Source organism: Brevibacillus sp. M2.1A, assembly GCF_013284355.2.
In the GTDB taxonomy this organism is placed as follows: Bacteria; Bacillota; Bacilli; order Brevibacillales; family Brevibacillaceae; genus Brevibacillus.
In genome coordinates this window covers 4,523,291-4,541,616 of record NZ_JABSUY020000001.1, presented here as the reverse complement: position 1 = coordinate 4,541,616, position 18,326 = coordinate 4,523,291, and the positions used below count along the sequence as shown (strand labels likewise).

Sequence of the window (18,326 nt, the reverse complement as noted above, 5' to 3'; positions counted from 1 at the left end):
CTAGCATGAATGTTGAATGTCTCGCGCTTCCATTGGCGAATCCGCTGGCACAGGAGTACCAGCAGCAAAATGCCTCTGCATTACAGTTTTTTGCACATAATCCCTACCGTGAACAGTCCTATCGAGAACGCGTGGAATGGCTTCGAAGTCAATCCTATCCTCACCGGAACCAGCTCGTGGAAGGTTTATATCGATTTAATAAAGAGATGGGTACTCACCCTGAAACACTGAAAAATATCGAGTTGCTCAAACAGCCAGACACCTATGTGGTCATCGGCGGTCAGCAAGCAGGAGTTCTGGGTGGGCCACTCTATACGGTCAACAAGGCTGTTCATCTGATCCAGGCAGCGAAGAGGCTGTCTGCCGAGCTTCAGGCGAACGTCATTCCGGTGTTTTGGATTGCTGGCGAAGATCATGACATCGATGAGATCGATCACGTGTACTGGGGAGCGGACGATGGAAAGCGCCTGCACAAAGAGCGACTGGCTCTGAACAAAAAGGGCCGTCAATCGGCAAGTACGCTACCCTTGGACCCTGAGCTGTGTACGCAGTTCCTGGAAAAGTTTTTCCAGGGACAGACAGAGACTACCGAAACCAAACAGATTCGTGAGTTGCTGACGCAGACTGCATCAGACTCGCGTACAGTCGCAGAGTGGTTTGCCCGCTTGATGGCAAAACTGTTTGGCAAGCACGGTCTTGTTCTGGTTGAATCCTCGTTGCCGTTTGTTCGTGAACTGCAGCAACCCATTTTTTCACAGATCATCGAAAACAATGAGCAATTGACGAAGGTAATGCTGCGGGCAGCAGATCGAATTTCAACGGCTGGCTATCCGCTCCAATTGCAAGTGGAAGAGCATCAAGCCAATCTGTTCGTCTATGAGGGCGATGATCGATTACTGTTAGAACGTCACGGGGAGCGCTTTATCAATCGGAGACGTTCTTACAGTCGCGATGAATTGCTCAAGCAGGTTGCAGATACCCCGGAGCGTTTTAGCACAAACGTCGTTACTCGTGGGTTGATGCAGGAGCATCTCTTTCCTACGCTTGCCTTCATTGGAGGTCCGGGTGAGATTGCGTATTGGGCGTTTTATCGGGAGGTATTCGAGCTATTCGGGATGCAGATGCCGATCGTATTGCCTCGGATGTCCATTACCCTTGTGGAAGGTGCTCAACTGAGACTGCTGGATAGCTTGGGGTTGTCTGTTGAACAAGTCTTGACTGATTTCACCGCTTGGAAAACCGAGTGGTCCAAAAATCAGGGGCCACATCCGTTGGAGCAGCAATTCGCTTCGGCACGGGAGTCGATTATGTCGATCTATCGTCCGCTGGTAGAGGAAGTCGTTTCTCTGGATGGCGGATTGCGTGGTCTGGCGGAGAAAAATAGTAAGCTGCTGCTAGAGCAAGTCTCCTTTTTGGAAGAACGTTTAATTCGTTCGCTACAGCAAAAAGATGACGTGGAACACGTCCGCGTCCAACGAATTGAGACCGCTTTGTTGCCCGAAGGTGGACTGCAAGAAAGAAAGCATTCGTTTTTCCCGTTTGCAAATAAGTATGGTCTTGGTTTGATTGACCGATTAGTAGATGCGCCATTCGCGCATGATGGTACTCATCAACTTTATTACCTGTAAAATGCAGCGCAAAATAGTCGGATCGTCCTAGAAGTGGACCCGGCTATTTTTTTGTTGTTTAAGCAGATGGAAAACTTTTCATCAAATTATGCCGAAACTTTTCCGACAAATTTTGCGTCTTAGTAGTAATGGATTGTTTTTGGGGAAAGGTGGTACTCGGGATGCAGATTACATTACAACAAATCGGGAAAAAAGCCACTCTACTAGTTGTTAGCTTGTCGGTTTTATTGACGGGCATCGCAACCGCAGGAATGAAGAAGGCCGACGCACGGGAAGAATATGTGGTCAATTCCCCTGCATTTATTGACACGAATGGACATTGGGCAGCAAAGGAAATAGGGATTGCTACCAAAAAAGGATTGATCAAAGGATTTCCCGATGGGACCTTTAAGCCAGAGCAAACGGTGACGCAAGAACAGTTTTTATCCCTGATTGAACGCGTCATACCTTCCTTCACAGGTCATGAGCCTGAAGGCTATATCAAAGAGACCTACTTGCAGGCTGCTGCGGGACGTTGGTCGGAAAAAACCTATCACCATTTGGCTTCTGCGGGTATCATGCCATCCGGGAAACCGACGGATAGCATGACGCGGTTAGAAGCGGCAAGAACCTTGCTGGCAGCCATCGGGCATCAATCCGAAGGGGAAAAATATCGGGGAACGACAGCGAAATTTTTTACGGATCTTTCGGTCGAAAACGAAACACAGGTGATGACGGTCTACCCTGCTTACAAAATGGGGATTCTGGCTGGCTTTCCAGATGGAAGCTTTCGTCCTGATGACAAAATCAACAGAGCACAGGCAGTCGTCCTATTAAATCGTTTGGAAACGAAAATAGACGAGCTGTATCCTGGCAATGTACCGGAGAGCGAGAAAAAGGCAATGACACAAGCTGTCTCGTCATTCGTAAGTGACGTGATGGATAAGCAAAAAATTCGACGTTATGATGACTTGGTCGCGTATGTAAAGAAAAACAATCTGCCTGTGAGCGAATCGTTTTTACGCGAGCATTTTTCGTTTATGCAATATGAAGTGTATGATTATATCCGGTTTCCGCAGTTCAATGAGCTGATGTACTTTGCAAAAATCGGAATAAATAAATACAGAATGACGGTTCAATATTACGCAGGGGATTTGGGCGGAAGCGTCGATCGCACGTTTTACCTTTCCTCGAGCGATGGCAAAACGTTTCGACTGATTGGAAAAGATGAATAAGAAAAAGAAGGCTGGGACATGACCCCAGCCTTTTTTCGTGTCAGGCATGACGTTTTTGCCAAATAAAAAGGACGAGTGCAATCGCGAGCGGATAGAGAGCGGACCACCCCAAAAAAGGATACAGCCCTACGGTACATACGAGAGAAGTCCAAGAAGCGATTCGGCCTACGCGACTATTGTGCAACAGCCGTACCCCGGCCAGACACCCGCCGATGTAAGTCGCAAAAAAGGTAGCATTGGGAAGCTCGATGAGTCTGGACAAGTCGATCACGTCGAAATAGAGTACGCCAAGAACGACGACAAAACAAAGAGAGAGAAACAGAAGTCCGCCGATTGGTGTCCGGTACTTGACGTGGAGGGTGCCAAACCAACGCGGAGCGATCTTTTCTTGAGCCAACGAATAGGCGATGCGTGACGCAGCTCCAATGTACGCGTTGGCTGTCGCGATACAAATGAACAAGGCGGTTACGGCTACAATCCATCCGCCGATCGGACCCAAGGAGAGTTGAACCATGACACTGAGCGACGCAGCGGAGATGCCGACCCCATAGCTATGCGTAGCCACAGTCATAAAGGCTACGGCAAAGTATAAGAGAGCAACGATTCCTGCACTCCACAAGACACCGCGAATCGCATTTTTCGCAGGATCGACGAATTCCTCTGAAAGATGCGTCACCGCTTCCCACCCAATGAAGCACCAGAACATCAGACCTGCGGCTTGCACGACACTCAACCAACCGTTTGGCATAAATGGGGTAAAGTGAGTCATAGATGCATGCGGAATGCTGGCGACAACGGCCAAAATCAAAATCGTGATAATCAGCGAGACAACAATCGTTTGGACACGTGCAGCTACATGCAAACCTACAACATTCATTATTACGACAGCGAGAAGAAGCAGAGCCGCCGCTGCATAAACTTGCGACTCATTCCAGTTCAGCAGGATCGCAATGTAGTTGGCCCCTGTAACACTAAGAATCGGTGCGCCAATCGGGACAGACAAGAGAAAGAACCAGCCAACCATGTTTCCGAATCGATCTCCGTACGCTGTCCGTACAAAAGTAGAGACTCCACCTGAGCTCGGGTAACGAGCAGATAACAGCCCCATTGTAATGGCCATGGGCAGGACGAGAATAGACATGACGAGCCAAGCTAAAATGGAAGCAGGACCAGCCTTCTCGGCTGCGAGTCCGGGGATGAGCAATACGCCGGAACCGATCACCGCCCCGATATATAAGGCGACGATTTGCGGAAGTCGCAGTGTTTTGGCTAGACCGGGGGCTTGCGTAGATAATTTCCCCATAGGTAGATCCCTCACTTTTTTACTTACCTTGTCGTTGGTAACTGAAGTGTAGCATAGACTTAATAATCGGAGTTATCTATAATATTAGATGATTCAAATCGATTTTTTCGATGAAATGAGGGGGAAATCTGGATACTCGTTATTTGCAAACCTTCCGTGAAGTAGCAAAATGCCAAAGCTTTACTCGTGCAGCAGAAATTTTGGGCTACGCGCAGTCGAGTGTTACGACCCAAATTCAAAACCTGGAATCGGAGTTCGGTGTCAGCCTATTCGAGCGTTGGGGCAAAAAAATCAGGCTTACCCATGCAGGCGAAGTGCTTCTCGGCTACAGCGAACAGCTGCAAGCCGTATTAGATGAGGCAAAAGCGAATCTGTCCGAGCAAGCGCAACTGGCGGGAACGTTGAGTATCGGAACAGTGGAGTCATTGGCGGCCTTTTATTTACCCCCTTATTTGCAAAAATTTCGCTTGGAGCAGCCGCGTATGCGGATCATGCTAGCACCGGGCATTTGCCAAGATTTGAGGCAAGGGGTAAAGGAAGGGAAGTTCGATTTCGCCTTTGTGCTCGATTGGCTCCAAGATCAATCTGAACTGACAAATGTCGTTTTAGGTGAGGAAAAACTAGTCGTTGTTACTGCCCCTACCCATCCGCTGGTGAAAAAAGAGAAGGTAGAAACCCACGATTTTACCGGGGAAACCTGGATTTTTACAGAAAAGGGATGCAGCTACCGAGGGATGATGGAAGCGGTGTTGCGTGAAGCAGGAGCAACGGTGGAATCTTCTTTTGAATTTGGCAGTCTGGAAGCGATAAAACAATGTGTTGCCTATGATTTAGGAATTGCGTTGCTTCCGAAAATTGTCGTACAAGAAGAAGTGAAAAATGGTACACTCGTTATACTCCCCTTTTCCCATCCGGATATCCGTGTATTCCGGCAGTTGGTTTACCATAAAAAGAAATGGATGCCACAGGCTTTGCTGCGCTTTTTGGAGTTGCTTACGGTAGAAACCGCAGAGCCGTAAACTGCCGATAATAGGAAAAACAGGTGATGGTTGAACTTGCGTATGATATGATAGAGAAGGTTGCTTTATGAGATAAAAGGAGGTCCATCCATACATGAACACAGTGTCTGAAAGCATCGTAAAAGATATGTCGTTGGCGCACAACGGCCATCTGAAAATTGATTGGGTAAAAGAACACATGCCTGTCCTAAACCGCATTCGTGAGCGCTTTGAAAAAGAGCAGCCATTTGCAGGCCTGAAAGTTGCGATCTCCTTGCACTTGGAAGCGAAAACGGCTTATCTGGCAAAAGTAGTTCAAGCTGGTGGCGCTGAAGTAACCATTACCGGTTCCAACCCGCTGTCCACGCAAGATGACATCTGCGCAGCATTGGTGGAAGACGGTATCCGCGTATTTGCGAAATACAATCCAGATCCTGCAGAATACAAAGAGCATCTTATCAAAACACTGGAAACTCGCCCTGACCTGATCATTGACGACGGTGGCGACCTGATCACTATTTTGCACAGCGAGCGCCGTGATCTGTTGTCTCAAGTACGCGGTGGTGCAGAAGAAACAACAACAGGTATTCTGCGTCTGAAAGCGTTGGAGAAAGAAGGCAAGCTGGAGTTCCCGATGGTTGCTGTAAACGATGCATTCTGCAAATACTTGTTCGACAACCGCTATGGCACGGGTCAATCCGTATGGGATGGTATCAACCGTACTACAAACCTTGTAGTAGCTGGTAAAACGGTTGTGGTAGCTGGCTACGGCTGGTGCGGTAAAGGTGTAGCGATGCGTGCAAAAGGTTTGGGCGCAAAAGTCATCGTAACCGAAATCGACCCAATCAAAGCGGTAGAAGCTTACATGGATGGATTTGAAGTAATGCCAATGCTCGAAGCTGCGAAGCATGGTGACTACTTCGTAACAGTGACAGGTAACCGCGATATCATCAGCAAAGAGCATTTTGCTGTGATGAAAGATGGCGCAATCTTGTCCAACGCGGGTCACTTCGATGTCGAAGTAAACAAGGTCGATCTGAATGCAATGTCGACTTCTTCCCGTATTGTGCGTAAAGATATTGAAGAATTTGTCCTGGCTGATGGTCGAAAAGTGTATCTGCTCGCAGAAGGCCGCCTCGTGAACTTGGCTGCTGGCGACGGACATCCGGCTGAAATCATGGATATGACCTTTGCTCTGCAAGCGGTATCCTTGGCTTATGTCAATGAACAGTACAAAAACATTGGCAAAAAAGTGCTGAACGTACCATTCGAGTTGGATCAAATGGTTGCTCAGTACAAGTTGGAAGCTCTGAACATCGGAATCGACAAATTGACAGATGAGCAAAAATCCTACCTGGAAAGCTGGGTCGAATAGTTCCTCGAATCCCGTCTTTTCCCGGCAAAAAAATATGCGAAAAAATCCTGCTTACAAACGCAGGATTTTTTTTTATAATAACAAATAGGTACTAGGTGGGGAAAAGTGGGGGAAAGTGGAGCCAACCGACAGGAAAGTGGGGGACCAGGGCGTGTTCATGGGGGAATATCAGCACAGCATCGACGAAAAAGGCCGCCTGACGATCCCAGCCAAATTCCGTGAAGGGCTAGGCACTTCCTTTGTTATTACCCGCGGGCTGGACCAATGTTTGTTTGCTTATCCGCAAGATGAGTGGAAACAACTAGAGGAAAGACTCAAGTCTCTCCCCTTTACAAAAGCAGATGCTCGCGCATTTACACGATTTTTCTTTTCAGGTGCCACCGAATGCGAGTGGGACAAGCAGGGAAGGGTAAACATACCACCCAATTTACGTGAGCATGCAGGCATGCAAAAAGAATGTGTGATCATCGGGGTGTCAAACCGTGTAGAGGTATGGAGCAAGGAACGCTGGGAAGATTATTTTGCCCAGTCAGAAGGCTCTTTTGGAGAAATTGCCGAAAAACTGGTTGATTTTAATTTGTAGCAGCGAGAAGAACAGGAGTGACGACATTGTCGTTTCATCACGTAACCGTTTTGATGGATGAGGCTGTCGAAGGGCTAAACATTCGTCCTGGAGGCATTTATGTAGACTGTACACTCGGCGGAGCTGGGCACAGCAGTTTGATTGCTTCGAAGTTGACGGAGGGCGGTCGACTTATTGCCATCGATCAGGACGACTGGGCACTGGATAATGCCCGCGAAAGACTCGCTACCTATATGGACAGAGTCACGCTGGTAAAGAGCAACTTCCGCCATATCAAAGACATTGTGAAAGATTTAGGCTTGGAGGGTGTAGACGGGGTGTTATTTGACCTCGGGGTATCCTCTCCGCAATTGGATGAGGGAGAGCGCGGCTTCAGTTACAATGCCGATGCACCCTTGGATATGAGAATGGACCAGCAAGCGCCATTGTCCGCCTATGACATTATTAATGAGTGGGACGAAGAAGAGATTGCCAAGATCATTTGGCTGTATGGAGAAGAGAAATTTTCCCGGAGAATTGCCCGGCAAATCGTTCAACAACGGAAGAAGCAGCCGATCCAAACAACAGGGGAACTCGTTGAGTTGATCAAGGAAGGAATTCCTGCCGCTGCGCGCCGTACCGGACCCCATCCGGCGAAGCGTACCTTTCAGGCAATTCGGATCGCAGTCAATGATGAACTGGATGCATTCAAAGAAGCCGTCGTCGATGCAATTGAGGTTTTGAATCCAGAAGGTCGGGTCAGTGTCATCACGTTTCATTCTTTAGAGGACAGAATCTGCAAGCAAATTTATCAAGACTTTTCCAAAGGGTGCACGTGCCCGCCAGCTTTTCCGATTTGTACATGCGGAAATAAAGCGGTAGTAAAAGTCATTACAAAGAAGCCGATTTTGCCATCAGAAGTTGAATTGGAAGCAAACAATCGTGCACGATCAGCTAAACTACGGGTAGCGGAGAAGCTGTAGACCGGGATCGACGAGAAAGGGGAGGGAGAAGCGATGAGTTATTACTACCGAGGAAATTTAGCTATGGAGTTGGAACAAAAATCCCGCTCTGTAACGAAAACAACAAAACGCACGGTTCGAATCAAGCCAACGATTCCGACCGGAGAAAAATTGCTGTATCTCTTATTTATCTCGTTAACCGTCGTCGGCATGGGTCTAGTGGGTGTCCGCTACTCGCAAATTTCCCAGTTGAATTACGATATCCAGAGCACCAAACATGAAAACCGTGTAACGGCAGAAAAAAATGCAACGCTGAAATTGCAAATTGAACAAATGACCAACCGGGATCGCCTGCAAAAAGAAGCAGAGAAGCAGGGGATGGTATACAATCCGGCAGCTGTACATACGATCGGCAAACCAGAAGTACAGGCGAGTTCTCTGCCACAAACACAACACAAAAAACCTTAAATGTTACTGCTCCTTATGTGCGGTAACATTTTTTCTTAGCTGGGCCAGAGTCTGCTCCTGACTCGGCTAGGTTGCGTTCGTCTCCCCCATCAGCCTTACTTGGGAGGCGGACGATCTTTGATGTGACGGAGTTGAATGGAGATGGAATGGAAGAGAAAAGTAAATTGGCGAATTCTCGTGGTAGCTTTATGCCTGATCTTGACCTTTTCGACGTTGAGCTTTCGGATTTATTGGATCCAAACGGCAGAGGCTGCCAGAATTATGGAAACGGCTCAAAAGCAGTGGGACAGAGAGAGTGTTTTGAAGCCGAAGCGTGGAGCAATCTATGATCGAAACGGAGAGATCTTGGCATATGATGGTAAGGCATACACAGTAAATGCAAGGCTGAAGCCACTTGATGCGAGAGACGAAGATGTGGTGAAAGACCCCTACTACACAGCGAATATGCTGGCTCCTATTTTGAATGCGCCTGTTCAAGAATTGGTGAAGAATTTGACCAAGCCGAACAAAGTGGTGGAATTGGGACGCTACGGGAAAAAGATCAGTGAAGAGCAAAGGAACCGCATTCTAAGTTTGCAATATCCGACACTGCCAAGTGGTGAGAAGGTCAAAAAGAATCAGCTCCCAGGAATCTATTTGACTGAAACGACTCGCCGGGTTTATCCGAATAACGCCTTCGCTTCCCACGTTATCGGTTATCTTGATTTGTATGATGAACCGAAAATGGGGATCGAACTGCAATTGAACGAACAATTGGCTGGCAAAAAGGGACATATTGCCTACCAAAAGGATCGTGCAGGCTATCAACTGCCAGACGGAGAAGGAGATTACATTCCGGCAATAGACGGCTTAGATGTATATCTCACCATTGATCGCCAGATACAGGATTATGTAGAACAAGCCCTTGACAAGGTGGAACAGCAGTACAAGCCGCAGGGCATGACGGTCGTTGTAGCCGACCCGCAAACGGGCGAGGTATTGGCGATGGGCAACCGCTCGCAGTTTAATCCGAATACGTACTACAACGGGATTGAGAACTACAACAACCATGCAGTCACCACGATGTTTGAGCCGGGCTCTACGTTTAAGATTATTACGCTGGCGGCAGCAATCGAAGAAAAAATGTTTAATCAGAATGAAACCTATCAATCAGGCGCTTACACCATCAAGGGGCAGATTCCGATCCGTGACCACAACAATGGTGCCGGTTGGGGAACCATCAGCTTTTTAGAAGGGGTTCAGCGATCCAGTAACGTGTTGTTCGCTAAGTTGGGTTATGAACGGTTGAAGCTGGAGGGTCTGAAGAAATACTTCAAAAAATTCGGGATGGGTCAAAAAACCGGAATAGAGCTTCCTTACGAAAAAGAAGGAAACTTGATCAACTTGGAAAAACCTCGGTCACCACGCGACTGGGCTGCAACAACGTATGGTCAAGCAGCGACGGTTACGGCGATCCAACAGGTTGCTGCTGTAGGGGCAATCGCGAATGGAGGAGAGCTTCTAAAACCTCATATTGTAAAAGAAATGCGCGATCCTCACACGGGAGCAGTCGTCAATCGCACGCAACGTGAGGTTGTGGACAGGGTTGTAAGTGAAGCGACTGCAAAACAGACACGCGACATTTTGGGTAAGGTTGTCTCAGAGAAGCCCGGGACTGGTACACTATATCAAATCGAAGGGTATCAAGTAGCAGGAAAGACAGGAACTGCGCAAAAATATAATCCTAATACAGGGAAAATTTTGGATGGCCGTTACGTTGCTTCCTTCATCGGTTTCGCGCCAAAAGACAATCCGAAGCTGTTAGTCTACGTCGTTATTGACGATCCGCAAACAGATGCATGGTATGCATTGTGGGGACAAATGATGCTCGCTCCGATGTTTACATCCATTATGGAACGCAGCCTGCAATATTTGCAGCAGCAGCCTGATCTGTCCTTAGTAAAGAATAAACAGAAAGAAAAGGCAACGCCGAAAAAAGAAGCGCAGGCAACGCTGGCATCCTCACCTGCTGCACCGAAGACATTGCCTAAGTTTGAAGGGATGTCCACTACAGCCGCACAATTGCGGGCGAAGCAGGACAATTTGACCGTCACGGTAGCCGGAACAGGTACGAAAATCGTCAAACAATATCCGGAAGCCTATGATCAGGTCGTTCCTGGTGAACAGATCATCCTTGTAACGGACAGGGTAAAAGGAACGAAGATGCCTGACTTCAAAGGAAAATCATTGCGGGATGTCATGGAGTTCAGCTCTTTGATCAATCTCGAAATGAAATCAACTGGAACCGGCTTCGTCACCCAACAAAGCATTCCTCCGGGAACGGTTCTCCAGGGTACAGAGCTGCTACAGGTGACGCTGCAATCCGTGTCGGAACCACCTGTACCGACACCCCCTCCTCCTGGTCAGGAGGGCAGCACAGTGCCTGTTACAACCACACCAAACAATTCGGGGTCGAATCCTGCTACAAATTCAACAGGAGGAAACAATCCGGCTCCACCATCTTCCGGTCAGCAAACTGGGCAAGGTGGGGCAGCACAGCCGCCAGCATCTGGACAGGCACCTCCTCCTGACAAACCAGAAGACCAATCGACGCAAACGCCGACAACTCCATAGTTCTAACTAGTCCCCCCTGCGAATAAGGTTAAGAAGAGACAACCTATTTGAGGGGGGACTCGCTTTGCGGGTATCCAATGCTACTGTACGCCGTCGTATTTTTATCATCTTGATTGTAGGCGTTGTTTTGTATTCAGCGCTTGTCACCCGATTGGGTTATGTTCAATTGATAGAAGGACCGAAACTCTCGCAAATGTCAGATGAACTGCTCAAGCGGGAAATTAAATTTCAACCCAATCGCGGTCGCATTCTGGACAGAAGCGGCAATGAGCTCGTGACGAATATGACCGTCCCCACACTGGTATCGGTAGGGGCACAAATCAAAGACCCTAAAGAAACAGCGAGACAGCTCGCCGTCATTTTGGAGCAAAAAGAAGAAGATGTATTTCGTGCCATTACGAAAAAAGAAATGAGCAACAACCAGATTCCTGGTGGAAGAAAACTGTCAGTTGAAAAGGCGAGAAAAATACAAGAACTGAATCTGCCAGGGATATACTTGGCAGGGGATACGAAGCGTTTTTACCCGAACGGAAATATGGCAGCCCATATTCTTGGTTTCACAGGCATTGACAATCAAGGGCTGACAGGGCTAGAAAAAATTTATGATCCTTTCTTGATGGGGACCGAGGGACATATCTCATTTCCTTCAGATGCCAAAGGGCGCGTACTGCCAGGTGGAACTGAAGACTACGTAGCACCCGTGAATGGGATGGACATGTATTTAACCCTCGACAGTACCATCCAATCGTTTATCGAACGCGAGCTGGATCAAGCGGTGGTCGCTTATCAGCCCGATGATGTTCTGGCGATCGCCATGAATCCAAAGACAGGGGAAATATTGGGGATGGGAAGTCGCCCGACTTTTCAACCGGATGCGTACAGGGACTATCCTTCCGAGGTGTACAATAGAAATCTCCCTATCTGGAAAACATACGAGCCCGGTTCCACATTCAAGATTGTGACACTGGCAGCTGCTTTAAACGAAGGGGTCATCAATCTGAACGAGGGCTTTTACGATCCGGGATTCATAAATGTGGCAGGGAAGCGATTGCGTTGCTGGAAACGCCAGGGGCATGGACAGGAAACGATGCTGGAAGTGGTAGAGAATTCTTGTAACCCTGGCTTCGTGACGATGGGCCAGCGACTGCAAAAAGAACGACTATTTGACTACATCAAAAAATTTGGCTTCGGACAAAAGACAGGGATCGATTTGATTGGCGAAGAAAACGGGCTGTTATTCAATTTGAATAAAGTAGGACCCGTAGAGCTGGGGACGACTTCTTTCGGTCAAGGGGTATCGGTAACGCCAATTCAACAAATGGCTGCGGTCTCAGCTGCCATCAATGGGGGCAAACTTATGAAACCGTTTGTCGCCAAGGAATGGCGGGATAGTGTGACACACGATGTCGTAGCGAGGACTTTGCCGACAGAAGTGCGACAGGTGATTACAGAGGAGACCTCCGCCAAAGTTCGGCATGCACTGGAAAGTGTGGTCGCGCAAGGAACGGGTAACAAGGCATTTATTGAAGGGTATCGGGTAGGAGGAAAGACGGGGACAGCGCAAAAAGTAAAAAATGGCCGTTACGTCGATGGAGAATACATCGTGTCGTTTATCGGCTTTGCGCCGGCTGATGATCCACAGCTCGTCGTATATTTCGCCGTAGACAATCCGAAAGCACTGGCGTTTGGGGGATTGATTGCCGCTCCGAGTGTAAAAAGCATCATGGAATCCTCCCTTCAGCATTTGAATGTACCGAAACGAAAAGATGGCATCCCCAAGGAAATTAACAAAGCACTTGGAGAAAGGGCGCCAATCGAAGTGCCAAACATGGTCGGACAATCCATGAGAGACGTAGTGACAACGTATGATACTCTGCCGCTAGTCGTTTCAGGGAAAGGTCAGTATGTCATTCAGCAGTCCCCTGCACCCGGAGTAAAAATTGATGAGGGCGGAAAAATTCGCATATACCTTGGTGACAAATCGACCAATTAGCTATAAAATGAGATTTCGAAGGCGGAGGGGAGTAGGCTTGTCTACGTTCGCTCTGCCTTTGTTCGTCAAGACTGCGCCTAAATGATCGGCGTAGCCTAGTACAAATGTTCAAATTTCTGTCTATACTAGTTGGAGAATGGGGTGCCTGTTTCATGTTTCTACGGGATCTGCTCATGCCTTTGTTGCCAGTAACGGTTTCGGGGGATGACAGCATGGAGATTACGGGTTTGACAGCAGACTCGCGCCAGGTAAAGCCCGGCTACTTGTTTGTCTGTCTGACTGGATATACCGTGGATGGACATACGTTCGCGGCCCAGGCGGTGAAGAATGGTGCCGTCGCCGTGTTATCCGAACAAGATCTGGACGTGCCAGCGACTATTGTCAAAGTACCGGATACCCGGCGGGCAATGGCTATGCTGGCTGATCGTATTTTCGGATCTCCTACGAAAGAAGTAAAAGTCATTGGCGTAACGGGGACAAATGGCAAGACGACCACTACGCATCTGATCGACAAAATTTTGCGCGATCAAAGCAAGCAAACAGGCTTAATCGGAACGATCCATATGAGAATTGGAGACGTAACGGAGGAAGTCAAAAATACGACTCCAGATGCCATAGATTTGCAAAGAAGCTTTCGCCGCATGTGCGATGTAAACACAGACTATGCGATTATTGAGGTGTCCTCTCATGCACTGGAGCTGGGAAGAGTCCGCGGTTGCGAAATCCATACAGCGGTTTTCACCAACCTGACCCAGGATCACCTCGACTACCATAAAACAATGGAAAACTATCGCTACGCCAAATCATTGTTGTTTTCCCAGCTCGGCAACAGCTATGACACAGACCGTCTAAAGACCGCTGTACTGAATGCGGATGATGAGGCGTCCGAATTATATGCTACCGTTACACCGGCGCGAGTCATTACATACGGCATTGATCAACCTGCAGATGTAAGGGCAAAACAAATCGAAATCACCAGTAAAGGAACTTCTTTTACAGTCGAAAGCTTTGCTGGCAGTGCGCGTATGAACTTGAAGCTGATGGGAAAGTTCAATGTGTATAACGCTTTGGCAGCCATCGCGGTTACACTCGCAGAAGGTATTCCACTAGAAGAGATTAAAGCGAGCCTGGAAGCGGTAGCAGGGGTAAATGGGCGATTTGAAGCAGTAGATGTTGGTCAGCCGTTTGCGGTGCTCGTCGACTACTCACACACGCCAGACAGCTTGGAAAATGCATTGATGACTGTCAAGGAATTTGCCCGTGGCAACGTATTTTGCATTGTTGGCTGCGGAGGCGACAGGGATCGATCCAAACGCCCAATCATGGCGCAAATTGCAACGAAATATGCTGATCTGACCGTCTTAACATCAGATAATCCACGCTCGGAGGAGCCGCAGGCGATTCTCGATGACATGCTGGCAGGCTTGTCGGAAGTGGCACCTGATCGTTATACGGCACTAACAGACCGACGCGAAGCCATTGCCCATGCAGTTTCGCTTGCAAAGCCGGACGATGTGATCTTGATCGCCGGAAAAGGACACGAAACATATCAAATTATTAAAGACCAGGTGTTGCCCTTCGATGACCGTGAAGTAGCGCGCGAAGCGATTGCCCGGTACAACCAAGAATAAAACAGATGCCACACACTGCATCGAAAGAAAGGAGGCTCGGGCATGTTCGTTGACAACGTCCTAATCGTCACGATCGTCGCTGCGTTTCTCATCGCCGTACTCATTGGCCCATTGTTTATTCCCTTCCTTCGCCGCCTGAAATTTGGGCAGGCAATTCGTGAGGAAGGACCGCAATCCCATTATAAGAAGGCTGGAACTCCCACTATGGGAGGCACCATCATTCTTTTGGCACTCATATTTACCGTGTTGAAGTTTGCCAATGCGAAAATGGAAATTTACTTCCTGTTATTGGTGACTCTCGGATACGGTTTAATCGGGTTTCTGGATGATTTCATCAAAATCAAGAAAAAACGCAACCTCGGGTTGACCGCCAAACAGAAGTTTGCTGGTCAGATTGTCTTGGCAATCGGCGCTTATATTTTGCTGCTCATGATGGGGCATGACACGTCCATTCATCTGCCAGGTACACCGTGGAAGCTGGAGCTTGGCTATTTCTACTTCCCGTTCCTGTTGTTCCTCTTGGTAGGTACAACGAATGCTGTTAACATCACAGATGGGGTAGATGGACTGTTGGCAGGGACGGGAGCCATTGCTTTTGGTGCTTATGCGATCATCGCATGGTTTGGCCAAGATTATGACACTGCTATTTTTAGTGCGGCTGTTGTAGGTGCGCTACTTGGCTTCCTCGTCTTCAATGCACATCCGGCACGCGTGTTCATGGGTGATACCGGTTCACTTGGACTTGGTGGAGCTCTAGCGGGAATTGCAATCATGACCAAGACGGAATTGCTCTTGGCTATTATTGGTGGGGTATTCGTTGTTGAGACGCTCTCTGTCATTATGCAGGTAGTCTCCTTTAAGACACGTGGAAAGCGTATTTTCCGAATGAGTCCCCTGCATCATCATTTTGAATTAACAGGCTGGTCAGAGTGGCGCGTGGTTGTCACGTTCTGGCTCGTCGGTATGTTCTTTGCTGGATTGGGTGTATACCTTGAGGTGGTGACAATCAGATGATGCGTTTTCATAATAAGCATGTCGTCGTTATTGGTATGGCAAAGAGCGGTGTCGCAGTGGCTAAACTGCTACACCGCTTTGGTGCTCATGTCGTCGTAAATGATAAAAAGCCACGTGAAGAAGCGGTGGGGATAGAAGAGCTGGAAGCGTTGGGAATCCCGGTCATTTGCGGTTATCACCCTGATGATCTGATTCATGAAGGCGTATCCCTAGTGGTCAAAAACCCGGGGATTCCGTATGAAGCAGCACCCGTCAAACAGGCTCAGTCACTAGGCATTCCTGTTGTGACGGAGGTGGAGCTAGCCTCCCAGATTGCCAAGGCACCGATTATCGGCATAACAGGCTCCAATGGCAAGACGACGACTACGACGCTCGTCGGACTGATTTTCAAAGAAGCGGGTCTGGATGCAAAGGTAGGAGGCAACATCGGTACCGTGTTGTGCGGTCTGGCAGAGGAAGCTGGTCCCGACGAATGGCTCGTTGCCGAATTGAGTAGCTTCCAACTGATGGGGACAAGGGAATTTCGCCCACATATCGGTGTTTTACTCAATCTGTATCCTGCTCATCTGGATTACCATCACACCATGGAAGAGTATTCGGCAGCCAAACTGAAAATGTTTGCCAACCAAACGGCAGATGACGCAGCTATTTTGCCATATGACCAACCAGAGATTGTAGAAAAATGCAAAGACCTCCCTGCAGCCATCTACTACTTTAGCAAGAGTCAAGAGGTACCAAAGGGTGCTTTTGTCAAGGATGGTTTGATCCTGTTTGCGGATGGGAATGGGAATACAGAGCCAATTATTGCAATAGCGGATATTACCGTTCCTCATCTGGACAACGCACTGGCAGCGATTCTTGTTGCGAAGCTCGCAGGCGCGGACAAGCAATCGATTATACAAGTTCTTACTACCTTCCCAGGGGTAGAGCACCGGATGGAGTTCGTAGATTCGATTCGCGGTGTCAAATACTTCAACGATTCAAAAGCGACCAACCCGGAAGCGGCATCACGCGCCTTGCAAGCATGCAAGGAGCCGGTCGTATGGATTTGCGGTGGGCTCGATCGTGGCGTTGATTTTCGGGAACTGCTGCCTGTGATCCAAGGCCGGGTAAAAGCAGTCATCGCGCTCGGGCAAACGGCTCCGATTTTACTGGAACGTGCTCAGGAAGCAGGGATTAATGAGCGTATCCATGTCGATACTGTGGAAAAAGCCGTTCTTGCTGCTTCCCGGTTAGCTGAATCAGGTGATGTGGTCTTACTGAGCCCAGCTTGTGCGAGTTGGGACATGTTTCCTTCGTTTGAGACAAGGGGGAGCATGTTTAAGGACGGCGTGCATAGACTTAAAACAAGCCTAGCATAACGTCCCACTGGTACCATCACGAATATGACAAAAGCGGGACGGCATGAGAAAGGATGACCTGGCACAATGAGCAAGGTACGCTCTGCCCCCGACTTCGTAATTATTTTTGCAACACTTTTTTTATTGGGAATTGGCATCGTGATGGTGTACAGCGCCAGCGCGATCGTGGCGCAAAAGCCGCCGTTTTCCGATCCGTATTTCTTTGCCAAGCGGCAACTGATCTTCGCTCTGTTAGGGATTACATCCATGTACATTACGATGAATATTGATTACTGGGTGTGGAAGCAATGGGCCAAGGCAGGATATTTGGCGAGCATCGGTCTGTTGATTCTTGTTTTGATCATCGGGATCGAGGTAAATGGCTCGAAAAGCTGGCTTGGATTTGGCGCTTTTGGAATTCAACCAGGAGAATTTGCAAAACTGGGCGTTGTTGCATTTCTCGCGAAGTGGCTCTCAGATAATCAGAAGCAAATTGTCTTGTTCCGCAAAGGTCTTATGCCTGCCTTGGGAATCCCGGTTCTGTGCTTTGGATTGATCATGTTGCAACCGGACTTGGGCACCGGGACGGTTTTGATGGGAACAGCGGTTGTCATGATTTTTGCGTCAGGTGCGCGGGTCAGTCATTTTGTCGGATTGGGAATGATCGGAGTGGTTGGCTTCATCGGATTGGTTTTGTCAGCTCCTTATCGAATCAAAAGGATTACGTCCTTCCTCGATCCGTGGTCTGACCCGCTCAATACCGGCTATCAAATCATCCAATCCCTTTACGCAATAGGTCCCGGTGGTTTGTTGGGTCTTGGTCTTGGACAAAGCAGACAGAAGCATCTGTACTTGCCGGAGCCTTACAATGATTTTATTTTCTCGATTGTCGCGGAGGAGCTGGGCTTTATCGGAGGCACGCTCATTCTCCTGCTTTTCCTCCTCTTGTTGTGGAGGGGAATGCGGACGGCGATTACGGCTCCGGATTTGTTCGGAAGCCTGCTTGCGCTAGGAATCATTGGAATGATTGCCATCCAGGTTGTCATCAATATTGGTGTTGTAACAGGGATGTTTCCGGTGACAGGAATCACGTTGCCATTCTTAAGCTACGGCGGTTCATCATTGACACTGATGCTCACAGGTGTAGGTGTCTTGTTGAACATCTCTCGTTTTTCTCGATAACAGAAACCTCAACAGGAGTACGCAATAGGAATGTACATCAGCT

The 18,326-nt window shown here is 48.4% G+C and carries 14 protein-coding genes; 13 read left to right on the top strand and 1 reads right to left on the bottom strand.

The window, feature by feature from the left end; genetic code table 11:
- Nucleotides 1–5 precede the first annotated feature (5 nt).
- Together bshC and HP567_RS21780 are read left to right on the top strand one after the other, a co-directional pair.
- On the top strand, nucleotides 6–1,628 hold the full coding sequence (bshC, locus tag HP567_RS21785) for a bacillithiol biosynthesis cysteine-adding enzyme BshC (protein WP_173608219.1): 1,623 nt from the start codon (nucleotides 6–8) through the stop codon (nucleotides 1,626–1,628).
- 161 nt (nucleotides 1,629–1,789) lie between these two features.
- Entirely contained in the window at nucleotides 1,790–2,842 is a 1,053-nt protein-coding gene (locus tag HP567_RS21780; RefSeq protein ID WP_173608218.1) for an S-layer homology domain-containing protein, read from the top strand.
- Between the two features lie 40 nt (nucleotides 2,843–2,882).
- Here the strand turns inward: HP567_RS21780 and HP567_RS21775 are convergent, their stop codons facing one another.
- Nucleotides 2,883–4,145, bottom strand: coding sequence for an APC family permease (locus HP567_RS21775; RefSeq protein ID WP_173608217.1), 1,263 nt, complete (start codon nucleotides 4,143–4,145; stop codon nucleotides 2,883–2,885).
- A gap of 128 nt (nucleotides 4,146–4,273) precedes the next feature.
- Here HP567_RS21775 and HP567_RS21770 point away from each other — a divergent pair, with 128 nt between their 5' ends.
- From HP567_RS21770 to spoVE, 11 genes are all read left to right on the top strand, one after another.
- Nucleotides 4,274–5,164, top strand: a complete 891-nt coding sequence (locus HP567_RS21770; RefSeq protein WP_173608385.1) for a LysR family transcriptional regulator — start codon at nucleotides 4,274–4,276, stop codon at nucleotides 5,162–5,164.
- Nucleotides 5,165–5,258: 94 nt separating this feature from the next.
- Entirely contained in the window at nucleotides 5,259–6,518 is a 1,260-nt protein-coding gene (locus HP567_RS21765) for an adenosylhomocysteinase (RefSeq protein ID WP_047068374.1), read from the top strand.
- 151 nt (nucleotides 6,519–6,669) lie between these two features.
- Nucleotides 6,670–7,101: a division/cell wall cluster transcriptional repressor MraZ gene (gene mraZ / locus HP567_RS21760; RefSeq protein ID WP_007717680.1), complete on the top strand. Its 432-nt coding sequence runs from the start codon at nucleotides 6,670–6,672 to the stop codon at nucleotides 7,099–7,101.
- 17 nt (nucleotides 7,102–7,118) lie between these two features.
- A complete protein-coding gene (gene rsmH / locus HP567_RS21755) occupies nucleotides 7,119–8,063 on the top strand; it encodes a 16S rRNA (cytosine(1402)-N(4))-methyltransferase RsmH (RefSeq protein WP_173608216.1) in 945 nt (314 codons plus the stop codon).
- Between the two features lie 33 nt (nucleotides 8,064–8,096).
- Nucleotides 8,097–8,510: a cell division protein FtsL gene (gene ftsL2 / locus HP567_RS21750; RefSeq protein ID WP_173608215.1), complete on the top strand. Its 414-nt coding sequence runs from the start codon at nucleotides 8,097–8,099 to the stop codon at nucleotides 8,508–8,510.
- Between the two features lie 141 nt (nucleotides 8,511–8,651).
- Nucleotides 8,652–11,123: a penicillin-binding protein gene (locus HP567_RS21745; RefSeq protein WP_173608214.1), complete on the top strand. Its 2,472-nt coding sequence runs from the start codon at nucleotides 8,652–8,654 to the stop codon at nucleotides 11,121–11,123.
- A gap of 64 nt (nucleotides 11,124–11,187) precedes the next feature.
- Nucleotides 11,188–13,116, top strand: a complete 1,929-nt coding sequence (locus HP567_RS21740; RefSeq protein WP_173608213.1) for a stage V sporulation protein D — start codon at nucleotides 11,188–11,190, stop codon at nucleotides 13,114–13,116.
- A 152-nt stretch (nucleotides 13,117–13,268) separates the two neighbouring features.
- Nucleotides 13,269–14,747, top strand: coding sequence for a UDP-N-acetylmuramoyl-L-alanyl-D-glutamate--2,6-diaminopimelate ligase (locus HP567_RS21735; protein ID WP_173608212.1), 1,479 nt, complete (start codon nucleotides 13,269–13,271; stop codon nucleotides 14,745–14,747).
- Between the two features lie 42 nt (nucleotides 14,748–14,789).
- Nucleotides 14,790–15,761, top strand: coding sequence for a phospho-N-acetylmuramoyl-pentapeptide-transferase (gene mraY / locus HP567_RS21730; protein ID WP_007717699.1), 972 nt, complete (start codon nucleotides 14,790–14,792; stop codon nucleotides 15,759–15,761).
- Nucleotides 15,758–17,122: a UDP-N-acetylmuramoyl-L-alanine--D-glutamate ligase gene (gene murD / locus HP567_RS21725; RefSeq protein ID WP_173608211.1), complete on the top strand. Its 1,365-nt coding sequence runs from the start codon at nucleotides 15,758–15,760 to the stop codon at nucleotides 17,120–17,122. The genes mraY and murD overlap by 4 nt, the downstream gene beginning before the upstream one ends.
- 66 nt (nucleotides 17,123–17,188) lie before the next feature.
- Complete coding sequence (gene spoVE / locus HP567_RS21720) at nucleotides 17,189–18,283, top strand: stage V sporulation protein E (protein WP_173608210.1); 1,095 nt, start codon at nucleotides 17,189–17,191, stop codon at nucleotides 18,281–18,283.
- Nucleotides 18,284–18,326: the final 43 nt, after the last annotated feature.